Origin of the sequence: Azonexus sp. IMCC34842 (assembly GCF_050368855.1) — a bacterium.
GTDB classification, from domain to species: Bacteria; Pseudomonadota; Gammaproteobacteria; order Burkholderiales; family Rhodocyclaceae; genus Azonexus; species Azonexus denitrificans_A.
The window spans coordinates 726,466-738,468 of the sequence record NZ_CP178449.1 but is presented as its reverse complement, the minus strand read 5'-3'; the positions used below and the strand labels follow the sequence as shown (position 1 = coordinate 738,468).

The 12,003-nt window shown below is 56.2% G+C and carries 11 protein-coding genes; 5 read left to right on the top strand and 6 right to left on the bottom strand.

Annotated features, from left to right (window positions below):
- Nucleotides 1-147: 147 nt before the first annotated feature.
- The gene (locus ACLIKD_RS03430; RefSeq protein ID WP_228117271.1) at nt 148-780 is read left to right on the top strand and encodes a TetR/AcrR family transcriptional regulator; all 633 of its coding nucleotides are present in this window, start codon (nt 148-150) and stop codon (nt 778-780) included.
- Nucleotides 777-1,889, top strand: a complete 1,113-nt coding sequence (locus tag ACLIKD_RS03425; RefSeq protein ID WP_428827173.1) for a methyltransferase — start codon at nt 777-779, stop codon at nt 1,887-1,889. The genes ACLIKD_RS03430 and ACLIKD_RS03425 overlap by 4 nt, the downstream gene beginning before the upstream one ends.
- A 70-nt stretch (nt 1,890-1,959) precedes the next feature.
- On the opposite strand, the gene ACLIKD_RS03420 is transcribed toward ACLIKD_RS03425, so the two are convergent.
- On the bottom strand, nt 1,960-2,829 hold the full coding sequence (locus ACLIKD_RS03420; RefSeq protein ID WP_153151382.1) for an AraC family transcriptional regulator: 870 nt from the start codon (nt 2,827-2,829) through the stop codon (nt 1,960-1,962).
- Between the two features lie 616 nt (nt 2,830-3,445).
- On the opposite strand from ACLIKD_RS03420, the gene ACLIKD_RS03415 reads away from it, so the two are divergent.
- Nucleotides 3,446-3,928 (top strand): hypothetical protein, encoded by a 483-nt coding sequence (locus ACLIKD_RS03415; RefSeq protein WP_153151383.1) that lies wholly within the window; start codon nt 3,446-3,448, stop codon nt 3,926-3,928.
- 150 nt (nt 3,929-4,078) lie between these two features.
- Here the strand turns inward: ACLIKD_RS03415 and ACLIKD_RS03410 are convergent, their stop codons facing one another.
- From ACLIKD_RS03410 to ACLIKD_RS03395, 4 genes are read right to left on the bottom strand one after another with little or no spacing between them, the layout of a single operon-like run.
- Nucleotides 4,079-4,783 (bottom strand): ABC transporter ATP-binding protein, encoded by a 705-nt coding sequence (locus ACLIKD_RS03410; RefSeq protein ID WP_153151384.1) that lies wholly within the window; start codon nt 4,781-4,783, stop codon nt 4,079-4,081.
- Between the two features lies 1 nt (nt 4,784).
- A complete protein-coding gene (locus ACLIKD_RS03405) occupies nt 4,785-5,978 on the bottom strand; it encodes an ABC transporter permease (RefSeq protein ID WP_153151385.1) in 1,194 nt (397 codons plus the stop codon).
- Entirely contained in the window at nt 5,975-7,165 is a 1,191-nt protein-coding gene (locus tag ACLIKD_RS03400; protein ID WP_428827172.1) for an efflux RND transporter periplasmic adaptor subunit, read from the bottom strand. The genes ACLIKD_RS03405 and ACLIKD_RS03400 overlap by 4 nt, the downstream gene beginning before the upstream one ends.
- Nucleotides 7,162-7,767 carry a TetR/AcrR family transcriptional regulator gene (locus ACLIKD_RS03395; protein WP_153151387.1) on the bottom strand — a complete coding sequence of 202 codons (606 nt, stop codon included), beginning with the start codon at nt 7,765-7,767 and terminating at the stop codon, nt 7,162-7,164. Before ACLIKD_RS03395 ends, ACLIKD_RS03400 begins: the two co-directional genes overlap by 4 nt.
- A gap of 243 nt (nt 7,768-8,010) precedes the next feature.
- On the opposite strand from ACLIKD_RS03395, the gene ACLIKD_RS03390 reads away from it, so the two are divergent.
- Nucleotides 8,011-8,712, top strand: a complete 702-nt coding sequence (locus tag ACLIKD_RS03390) for a Crp/Fnr family transcriptional regulator (RefSeq protein ID WP_428827171.1) — start codon at nt 8,011-8,013, stop codon at nt 8,710-8,712.
- 164 nt (nt 8,713-8,876) lie between these two features.
- Here the strand turns inward: ACLIKD_RS03390 and blaOXA are convergent, their stop codons facing one another.
- Nucleotides 8,877-9,674 (bottom strand): class D beta-lactamase, encoded by a 798-nt coding sequence (blaOXA, locus tag ACLIKD_RS03385; RefSeq protein WP_203468303.1) that lies wholly within the window; start codon nt 9,672-9,674, stop codon nt 8,877-8,879.
- 518 nt (nt 9,675-10,192) lie between these two features.
- Between blaOXA and ACLIKD_RS03380 the strand changes: the two genes are divergently transcribed.
- Complete coding sequence (locus ACLIKD_RS03380) at nt 10,193-11,923, top strand: nitrite reductase (protein WP_153151424.1); 1,731 nt, start codon at nt 10,193-10,195, stop codon at nt 11,921-11,923.
- Nucleotides 11,924-12,003 lie beyond the last annotated feature (80 nt).

Sequence of the window (12,003 nt, the reverse complement as noted above, 5' to 3'; positions counted from 1 at the left end):
GCAACGCCCGGCTTCGGTCATTTTCTTCGCAATGGTCGATACCCCTGACAAAACCAATCATTTCCCCATAATTGATTGACGATAATCCTACCGATCGCACTTGGACGGCTGCTAACCTGACCGTCATCAAAACCAGTCGAGCCGATCGTGGAAACATCCAACGCTAACGCCCCCCTTCGCAGCCGCCTGATCAAGGCGGCGCTGGATTGCTTCCTCGCTAACGATTATCACAAGGTCAGCACCCGCCGCATTGCCGAATGCGCTGGCGCCAACGTGTCGATGATCCGCTACTACTTCGGCAGCAAGGAAGGGCTCTACGAGGAGATGATCCGCGAGACCCTGAGCCCGCTGCTCGACGTTCTTGATGGGCAGCTACTCGCCTCGACGGCCGGTTTCGCGGATTTCCTCGGACTGTATTACCGGACCATGTCGGCCCGCCCGGAATTCCCTAAGCTGATTCTCAAGGTGCTAGCACTCCGCCACGGGCCGGGCCGCCGTTTCATCCAACAGCTACTTGAGCGCGGACGCACCCGCGGCGCAGGCAAGGTCGCCGAGTTAAAGACGCACGGGCAGATCGCAGCGGCCATCGATCCTGACATCCTGCGCCTGGCCTTTGTCAGCCTGGCCATGACACCCATGCTGCTCAAGGAAATCTTCGAGGAACAGATGGAGCGTCCCATGGACGAGGCCTTTCTGCATAACCTGGCAGCGTTCAACGGCCATCTGTTCGCCGCCGGCCTGGCGCCGTCTGTCTCTGGCAAGGAAGGAGAAAAACCATGACGCTGCAAATGAATACCGGAGCGGTACGCCGATTCGCCAAGGCCATGAAATTCGGCGCCTGGTTGCAGTCGATTCCCGGCAAACTGACGCCTGCGCCTTTCCGGCTCGTCCAGATCGGTTCTGCCTACTGGCAATCGCGGGCGCTCTTCGTGGCAGCGCGACTCGATGTTGCCACGCATCTTGGGGAAGAGTGCCTGAGCGCAGCTGAACTCGCCGGGCGCCTTGGTGCAAGTGGCGATGCGCTCGGACGCCTGATGCGCCTGCTCGCAGCAATTGGCGTATTCGAAGAAACGGCACCCATGGTTTTCCGCAACAACAAGCTCTCCCATTACCTGCACAGTGACGATCCGCACAGCGTTCGCGCCATGATCCTGCTGCACAACTCCGAAACCATGAGCCGCCCCTGGTTCGAGCAACTAGAAGCCGGCATCCGCAGCGGCACGCCGCCCTTCCTGCTCGCCCATGAGGAGGAACTGTTCGATTATCTCGACCATCATGCCGATTTCGACCGGCTTTTCTCGGGCGCTATGGATAGCGTCGAAAGCCTGGCCGGCAACGGGTTTGCCACCGATATGGACTGGGGCCGGTTTGACCGGCTGATCGACCTAGGCGGCTCGCGAGGCAGCAAGGCACTGGCCATCGTGCAACGCCATCCCGGACTGTCCGCGCTGGTGGTAGACCGCCCGCAGGTCGTCGAGGAAGCCCAACGCTACTGGGCCAATCACCCGGCACAAGGAGTCGAGCGCCTGCATTTTGAGGCCGGATACCTGCTCGATAGCATTCCCGCCGCCACTGGTCCGTGGGATATCTATCTGCTTTCGGCCGTCCTGCATGCCTTCGACGATGCGACCTGCGTGCGGCTCATGCGCCAGCTCCGTGCCGCCATGGGCGACAGTGGCGCCCGCGCGGCAGTGCTGGAAATGGTCGTACCGGAAACCGGCGCTGATGTCGCCAGCGCATCATTCGACATGCAGATGTTCGTCGGGTGCCGCGGGCGAGAACGGACGCTCAGTGAATGGAAATCGCTCATTCAGGCCGGCGGGCTGGCGCTCGAAGAAGTCGTTGGGCTGCGCTCGCTCGGCAGCATTCTGGTCCTGCGCTCTACCTGAACAATCGGCAGCTTCCAGAAATTGGCATGACGTCTCGTTGCACGCCCGTTTCGCGGAAGCTGCCATGGATCTACGACTTCAGAGGCAGGTAGATATCGGTCACCAGTTCATGCTCAGGTGTTTCCGGCATCAAGTTGAGGTAATGGAAATAGAGCGGAAAATCACGCAGCTCCTCGCCACTCTCCGGTAACCAGTTGCGGTAGAGCGGGTAGATACTCTCGCCAATCCTAGTGTGGGAGCCGTTATGCCGCACCCGCGCGCAACGGCCGCCGGGAATGTATTTCGTGATCACGCCCTGCGGGTTGGCCGGCACCTCGTCATGCACTTCTCCGCAGATATCGAACCGGAAGTCTGCAGGTTCGCAGGTGTCCGGGTTGTCGTAGACAATGCCGAAGGACCGGCTGCTGTTCTTTGGCGAAAGACCGCTCGCCTTTCGCCAGTCAATGAATTGGCCGACAGAGTCATTGACCCTTTCCGTCGGGCCGCGATGCTCCATGACGGCGACACGGGTGGTTTTAAAATCGACGATCTCGACTTGCACGGTTTGTTTCCTTTCCGGGATACGGAAGCGATAGCGGTCATGCCAGGATTCCCAGTCCGGTTGCCGCCTGAATGCGGAGGGCGACTGGCCGAAGGTGTTCCTGAAGGCGCGCGTAAACGATTCCGGGTTTTCGAAGCCGGCGTCCAGGGCGATGTCGATGATTTTGTCCTGGCGACTGAAAGCGAGCCGATAACTGGCCTGCCGCAGACGCAGCAACTGGATGTAACGACCAACGCTGGTACCGACGTATTCGGCAAATTGCCGATGGAAGTGAAACTTGGAGAAATTGGCGACCTGGCTCAGAAGTTCCGTGCTCAGCGTTTCGCCCAGGTTGGACTCGATATGGTCGAGCACTTTCGCGAAGCGCCTTGCGTATTTTTCAGCCTGTGTGTTGCTCATCTTTAATCCTCGGTTCACAGCGCACACTATGCGCGGGACGCGCCGACAAATCCTGACCGCAATTGCTCTATCTACCGGCGAATCTTCAATGGGCAGGAAGCAGTTGCGCGAGTTTGCCCAGGATGATGGTTTCCTGTTGCTTGACGACAGCGTTTGGCTCCGCTTCCGCCCGATGCAGTAGCGGGCCTATGCTGGGCAGTTCCGGCATGCCTGACAAAATCTGCAGATTGCCCGGCAGACCGGCCGGGTCAGGATCGTGATGCCGAACCCAGCTCCACCGCTGCCAATATTCCGCTCAGGCTGGCGCTGGTATCGGCCAGGGGCGGACGGTCGCCTGTCTTTATCAGCACCCATTTGAATGACTGGTTAGGCTGATACCCGCCGCAACGCCTACACGATAAACTCTGATACATCAGTTCCTTAAGTATCGCTCAGTGCATAACAAAAATTGAAAGAATAACCAATATGGGTTATGCCAAGGATGCTTGAACTTGGGCTGAAAATATCTTCGGTAGGCGGACTCAACAAGCAACGGAAACCCGTCTTGGCTTTAAGCTTGCGTTAAGATTAGTTGACTATATTGGTTGGGTATTGCACCCATGAAATAGGAGACCCGATGAAAACCATATTCGCCGTAGTTCTGACTGCCATTGCGCTTGGAGCTTCGCCCAATATCCTCGCAGCTGAAAGTGCCGCACACAACCATAGCCATGGGAGTGTCGAACCGACAAAGCTCCACCTTAACGTTGGAAAAAAATGGGCAACTGATGAGCCGCTGCGTCAGGCTATGAACGACATCAATCAAGCGATGGCGAAGGCAATACCGGCGATTCACAAGAATCAATACGGCAACGACGACTATCAAGCATTAGCGACGACAATCAGTGAAAAGGTGGCCTATGCAATTCAGAATTGCAAACTCGAGCCCCAGGCTGATGCGATGCTTCACTTGGTTATTGCAGACCTGATGGAAGGCGCCGAGACCATGAGAGGAAAAACTTCAAAGTCGCGCCACGATGGCGCGGTGCAAGCACTTGAAGCTCTGAAGGCATATGGAAAATATTTCCAGCATACGGGTTGGAAAGCCGCCAAAGGCTGAAGAATCATGATGCGCCAGGGATGAACTCTGATTAACTAGTCATCTGCAAATGGTTAGCCACCAATACTTGCGGCCAGGAGAGGCGGGCAAAACGGGCGCAGCATCTGATTTCGCTTGAAATAGGGCATTGTCTGCCCGCCTATCTGAGACTCAGCTCAGAGCCTGGCCTTTTTCTTCAAAGGTTTTGCCATCGCGAATGTGGTAAATCCGCTTGAAGGTAGGAATGATTTTCTCATCGTGGGTCACCACGATGATGGCCGTATTGAACTGCTGCGCCATCTGGTTGAGGATGCGCACGACACTCAAGGCGCGTTCGCTGTCCAAAGGTGCGGTCGGCTCATCGGCGAGGATGACGGGCGGCTGATTCGCCAGGGCCCGGGCAATTGCCACGCGTTGTTGCTCCCCTCCCGACAGTTGCGATGGCTGGGCCTTGGCGCGGTGCCCGACATCAAGCGCTTCAAGCAACTCGAGTGCACGCTTTCTCGATTCCCCATTCGGTCTGCCTGCCAGCATGGGTAACAGGGCCACATTGTCGATGACATCGAGGAATGGAATCAGGTAGGGGGCCTGAAATACGAACCCGATTCGGTCGCGGCGCAAGGCGCGCAGGTCCGGAATCTTCCAGCCATTGTCGTAGATGACCTCATCACCCAGGGTCATCTTGCCGGTTGTCGGCTCAATCACCGCGCCCAGGCATTTGAGCAAGGTGCTTTTTCCGGAACCAGAGGGGCCAATCAAGCCAACCACCTCTCCTGGGGCGACGGTCATATTGACATCTTTCAAGGCGTCGACTGCGGTATCGCCCTCACCGTAGCGCTTGCTCAAACCTTCGATACGAATGCCGAAACCGTCCATCTCATCCTCCAATGGCGGTGGCAGGGTCTACGTGCAGGGCAGCCCGAATCGCCAACGTGCTTGCCAGCGCACAAATAACCATGACCACGACAAAGCCGCGCGCAGCATCGCCGGGCTCCAGCAGAACATACTTGGGAAAGAATGGCGCCCATACGGTTGCCGAAACCTTGCCAACCAGAAAGCCGATAAGCCCCAGGCCCAGCGCCTGCTGAAGAATCATGCCGGCAATGGTCCGGTTACGCGTGCCTATCAACTTCAACACGGCAATCTCACGAATTTTGCCCAAGGTCATCGTGTAAATGATGAAAGCGACGATGGCCGCGCTGACCACCGCGAGAATGACCAGAAACATCGCGATTTGTTTGGCAGAAGTAGCAATCAGCTTGGACACCAGAATTTCTTCCATTTGAAGCCGGGTGAAAGCCTGCAAGTGCTTCCAGCGCCTGACTTCATTTGCGACGGTCTCGGGGTGACTTCCTGGAGACACCTGGACCAGCACGGCATTGACGTTGCGATTCGCGTTCTGCGATGCCTGGATGGCCTCGAGCAAACCCGGCACGCCCGGGCGATTCAATGTCGGATTGGCCGTTGTTCTTGCCCGCTCATTGAGGATGGCATCGTTGTCCTTCAGGAACTGTGCCTCCTGTGCATCCTTCAGCGGAATGAAGACCATGGGGTCGCCGCCGGACGAAACCATGCGTTTGGTCAGGCCGACGACCCGGTAGTCGTGCCGACGAATCCGAATGCTATCGCCCAGTTGGAACCCGGTTTTGACGTCGGCGACGGCCTCGTAATGGTTACGGGTAATGTGACGTCCGGCAATCAGGTAGCCGGGCTCTCCCGGCTGCCCTGGCTCGAAACCTACAACCATCGCACGCACATCGGTATTGTCCAGACGAACCTGCATGGTCAGATAAGTCACGTTGGCGGCGCGAGCCACGCCCGACAGGCTGAGCATTGAACGGTACACGTCATCATGGATGCTCGAGGACTCCGCATAAGGCCCCTGCGTGTCCTGCTGAACGACCCACAAGTCAGCGCCACTGTTGTTGAGCAGCGCCTTGGCATCATCGACCATACCTCGATAAACTCCGGCCATGGTCAGCGTCACGCCAATCAGCAAGCCAAGACCGATTCCGGTCAACACGAACTTCGACCAGGAATGCAGGATGTCGCGCCCGGCCAGACTTATCACTGGCGTTGTCCTGCCAGTTGTTCGACAACTTTGACACGGCTACCTTCAGACAGCTCGCGCTCGCTGAAAACGATGATTTCGTCACCTGCGCCAAGTCCTTCCAGTACCTGCACCGCACCATCCAGGGTGCTGGTGCCGAGTTTGATGGCGACAAAGACGGGCTTGCCATCGCGTAGTTTCCAGACACCAGAACCCTCAGGCATTTGTTTGATGGCTGCATTGGGCAGTGTCAGGCCAGATTGATTGGCTGCCGTTTGAACGGTCACCTCGGCCATCTCGCCAATGCTCAGGCCAGGAGGAATCTGGTCGAAGGTAATCAGGGTGATGCGCTCCTCGGTCACGCTGTCACTGACCGGTTCAATCCTGACTACCTTGCCGGTTAATGGCATTCCCGGATTGCTGCGCAGGGCAATGCTTGCGGCTTGTCCAGCAGCCAGGCCGCGGGACCGCCCCTGGTCCAGCCGGACCTTGACCCAGAGACTGCTGGGCTCTATCAACTTGAGCACTGATTGCCCTGCAACGACTGTCGAGCCAGCTTCAGCATCACGGCTGGTCAGCACGCCGTCAACGGGTGCGACCAGGCGCAGGTTATTCCGTTGCTGCCGTAAAGCATCCTGGTCGGCCTTCAGGCGGATGACTTCCTGCCGGGCACTTTGCAGGTTGGCATCACTTGCATCGACGGCTGCCTGAGCCGAGGTCAGTTCCTGTTGTTTGCTCTCAACTGCACTCGGGCTGACGAAATGCTTATCGCCGAGGTCGCGATAGCGTTTCGCATTCAAGCCGGCAATCATCTGGCGGGCCAGAACATCCTTGCGCTGAGCGTCAGCCGCCAGAACCGCGCTGGATGCCCGGGCGTATGAGGCTTCAAGCGAACGTAGTCGTTCGTCCAGGTCGACTGGGTCGATTTCTGCCAGCAGTTGCCCGGCCTTGACCTGTTCACCCACATCGACATGAACTGCTTTGACGCGACCAGCAGCGGTGGGTCCAATAAAATAGCTGCGTCGCGCTTCGACCGTGCCAATGCCGAACAGGGATGATGACAGACTGCCGGCTTCGACCCGAGTGATGGTGACTTTGGTCGGCGCTAGGGGGCCTGAGCGGGCGACCACAAAGCCAAATCCAACCAGAAGAACCACTGCAAAAGCCACCAGGCCAAACTTACGACTGAGAAGACTATCGAGCTTCATGACTTGACCCCAAGGGCGGCAAGATAAAGGTCCAGAACGCCGACCGCCTGTTGCTCCATCTGCTCAGTGTGGCCGCTGAGCATGGATTGAATGACCAAGCCCTGAATGGCACCAAGGAACAGGGCTGCGGCCGCTGCGCAATCGGCATCGGCGCGAATCAACTTCGCCTCAATAGCCGCGGCCAGGGTTTGGGAAAGGGTTTGCCGATAGCGCTGCATGATTTGCTGAACCCGCTGCTTGACGGGGGATGAAGCAGGTTGCTGAAGCTCGCCAAAAATGAGGCGAGGCGCTCCGGGGTGTGCTTTGGCAAAGCCGACGTGAGCCATGAACATGGCCTTGAGAGCAGCCAGCGCATCAGTGGAGCGCTCCTTGGCAGCAAGGAGTTCGAACATCAAATGTTCATCTATCCATTCGACCACGGCCAGGCGGATGGCCTCCTTGGTGGCGAAGTGCCGAAAAAGCGCCCCTTGAGTAACCCCCATGGCTTTGGCAATGTCCGTAGTCGTTATTTCGGCAGGGCTGCGCTCGGCCGAGAGCCGAACCATGGTGGCGATGATTTCTGCCTGGCGTGACTCGGTGGTTTGACGAGGGTTGATAGACATGGGCGCTTGTAAGTATTAAATTACTTACTAGTATAAGCGCCTAATTCATACTTTCCTAATATGCTTCACGTAGCGTGCAACCCAGGGTGACCTATCGCTTACCTGGATTTGTTGACATGGCACCAGCGCATCAAGCTAATTCAAGAGTGCGCGTCAAAGTGTTACCAGAAAATCGTGCGCCAGCTCGAGTTTTGATTCAAATCAAACTATGATTTGCGCATTGTCATTTGCCTCGGGACGAATATGCGCGACCACAAGTTAATCAGCCTCGAAAGCCATCTGGCTCACTTGCCCCTGTTTGCTGGCATGGCTGCCAGCGATATCGAACACATTGCCAGTTGCTCCAAGCTTATCCACGCGCAAAAAGGCGATGTACTCTTTCGTGCCGGAGATGCTTGTACGGGCTTTCATCTTCTGGTTTTCGGCCAGGTCAAACTAGCATTCACATCATCTCAGGGCAACGAGAAGATTGTGGAAATAATTCAGCAGGGTCAAAGTTTTGGCGAAGCCATTATGTTTTTGGACCGGACCTATATTGTCTTTGCTCAAGCGTTGCAGAATTCGATGCTGATTCATGTCCCCAAGGAAGCCATACTGAATGAGTTGGAACACGACTACGGCTTTACCAAGAAGATGCTAGCCGGGTTGGCAAAACGCACACACGACTTGATGACGGACGTCGAAGCCTACTCGTTGCAGTCGGCCAAGCAGCGAATTATCGGATATCTGATGACTGATGTGCCTCAGGCAGCAATAGACACAGACAAACTGGAGTTTGAGCTCACTGTAGGCAAAGGGGTCATTGCCTCACGCCTCAACATCACTCAGGAACACTTCTCCAGGGTTTTGCACGACCTGTCGGATAGCGGGCTGCTTGACGTGCATGGCAAGAAAATTCGGATTCCGAGCGTGTCCAAACTCCTCAAAACTCAAGACAACCCGTAGCGGTGAGAGCATCGCTAGTAACCACTGAAGGCTGTTCAGGGTCGAGGGCTGTTCTTCGTTACGGCAACTAGTTGGTATCGGCTAGGAGCCGGCCAGGAACTGCCGGTGAGCTATGTACGGTGGGCTGACTGCCTTAAGCAAACAACCGACATCGTCCTTCACAGTTAATACGGTGGCAGAGCACTGATAGAACGAAGTATGTTGCGCGTAATTTCTTGCCGCTTTGAGAGGTCATTCAGTCTGTTGGGCGTATCGATGTTCAGCGCAAAAAATACCGGTCCGGTTGGCCACTCGACCCAGCCTACCCACCAGCCAACCTTTCCACTCCAGCCGGTCTTAGCCCGCAATATCCAATCACGACCTGCCTCATTCACCATCACGTCCTTGATGAGCCGCTGATGCTCGACCGGGAATGGCAGTTCATTACGATAGAGATGACGCAGGAACGATATTTGTTCATTTGCCGAAATTGCTAGGTCGCCTTCGACCCAGAAAGGTTTGCCGCCTCCCGCAACTGCGTTGCCATACGCAATCTTTCGCATGTACTCAGTCTCACGCGCATCGCCAAGCTGCCGAGCAAATCGTTCGTAGACCCAGACAGTCGAATTACGCATCGCGGAGCGTAGGTTTTGGTCCTCATTCCACGCCTTTATCGAACGCTTGATGCCATCCCAGGGAATTACCTGGAACTCATCACGGAGAATTCCCGCGTCAAGAGCAAACAAGCTATGAGGAATTTTGAAGGTTGAAGCCGGCGAGTAGCGACGCCCCGCGCGCTCCGAGTCGTAAACGAAAGCCACTTCCTTCCCATTGCGGTTGTCTAAGACAACGATGGTGCCGTGCACCTCGGCTGTAGTAAAGAAACTGGACCAGTCTGCGCGCTCTTGTGAAGCAGACGCAGCAAGCGTCCTAAACGCAAGGACAATTGATAGCGAAAAGAGAATTAGGCTACGTCGATTCATCGCACTAATTGTAGCCGTCTAGCCAAGCTTGAATGACTGGTCTGTGCTTGATTGCAGCCGTGCTGCCTGAGAACTGTAACCGGCTGCAATGGGTCGTGAGTACTCAGTAGCGACTGGCCGCTTCCGGGAATTGGGTTTTTACTGACCGCTTTCCGACCATCAATTCGAAGAGGCAAACTGTCGCAAACCGACGCTTTGCCGACATGGTGGCTACTCGGTAACAGCCGTTCAGCCATACTCAATTTATGCGAGCTGGAATGCTACGAAGCGGCCGTTCTGGATATCTCAATACTGGGCTGCCCGTTGGCCAACACCAGTTCCCTTGAATCGTTTTTTTCGCCTCTGGTATGGCGTTGAATATCTATTCACTTCGCAGCTTGATTGTTATCAAGACTAAATTCTTCCGAAGACAGCCTCAATTGGTGCCTTCATTACCCCTTGATCTTGATCAAAGCAGCAAAGCCAAGGCTTGCGACAGTGCCGATCCTTATTCAAATTTTGAGAGGGTCAAGGGAGTCATGATTTCAACAAAATACAAACGCAGTAGCTTGATGGCATTGCCGCTTCTGGCGGCGCTTGTCCAGTTTGCCTTTGCCGAAACACCGGCCGCGCACGGCGACGGCGCGATGCGCGACTACCAGGCGGCAGGCGGTTCGCCACTGGCTGACGTGAAGATGCATCAGGACATCAATCCGCTAGCGCCCAAGATGTCGGAACCCGAGTTTGATAAAGCCAAGCGCATCTTCTTCGAACGTTGTGCCGGCTGTCACGGGGTGCTGCGCAAGGGCGCAACAGGTAAACCGCTGACCCCGGATATCACCATCGAAAAGGGGCTGGAATATCTGAAGGTCTTCATCAAGTACGGCTCGGCCGGTGGCATGCCGAATTGGGGCACGTCCGGTATTCTGACTGATGATGAAGTCGACCTGATGGCTCGCTACATCCAGCAGACGCCGCCAGCACCGCCGGAATTCGGCCTGAAGGAAATGGAAGCGTCGTGGAAGGTCATCGTTCCCGTTGAACAGCGTCCGAAAAAGAAGATGAACAATCTCAATCTTGAGAACCTGTTCTCGGTGACCCTGCGCGATGCCGGTGAAATCGCCCTGATCGACGGCGACAGCAAGAAGATCGTCAGCATTCTGAACACTGGCTACGCCGTCCATATCTCGCGCATGTCGGCTTCTGGCCGCTACATGTTCGTGATTGGCCGCGACGCCAAGATCAACCTGATCGACCTGTGGATGGAAAAACCGGACACGGTGGCCGAAATCAAGGTCGGCATGGAAGCCCGCTCGGTCGAAAGCTCGAAGGCGAAGGGTTACGAGGACAAGTACGCGATTGCCGGCACCTACTGGCCGCCACAGTTCGTAATCATGGACGGCGATACGCTCAAACCGCGCAAGATCGTCGCCACCCGTGGCATGACCGTCGGCACCCAGGCTTACCATCCTGAGCCGCGCGTTGCCGCCATCGTTTCCTCGCACTTCAACCCGGAGTTCTTCGTTAACGTGAAGGAAACCGGGATGGTCTATTCGGTCGACTATCGCGACCTGAACAACCTGAAAATCAAGATGATCGAAGCGGCGCCTTTCCTGCATGACGGCGGCTTTGAGTCGACGCATCGCTACTTCATGGATGCGGCCAACGCCTCCAACAAGATTGCGGTCATCGACACCAAGGAAGGCAAGCTGGAGAAACTGGTCGAAGTCGGCAAGACACCGCACCCGGGTCGTGGCGCCAACTTCATCGATCCCAAGTTCGGCCCGGTGTGGGCGACAGGTCACCTCGGTGACGACACGATCGCGCTGATCGGTACTGACCCGAAGAAGCATCCGGACAATGCCTGGAAGGTTGTCCGTTCGCTGAAAGGCCTGGGCGGCGGTTCGTTGTTCCTGAAGACGCATCCGAAGTCGAAGAACCTGTGGGTCGATACGACGCTCAATCCGGAACCGAAAGTCAGCCAGTCGGTAGCGGTATGGGACATCAACAACCTCGAAAAGGGTAATGAACTGATTCCGATCGGCGAATGGTCAGGCATCAAGGATGGCCCGAAGCGTATCGTCCAGCCGGAATACAACATGGCCGGTGACGAAGTGTGGTTCTCTGTCTGGAACGGCAAGGACCAGGAATCGGCAATCGTGGTGGTCGATGACAAGACGCGCAAGCTGAAGGCTGTCATCCGCGATCCGAGACTGGTCACGCCAACCGGCAAGTTCAACGTCTTCAACACTCAACACGACGTCTACTAAGACTAAAGAGGGGGTATGGCTCCTCCGAGAGAGGAGTTACACCCCCTTTTCGTTTTGCTTAGTATGGGGTTGGGAACAAC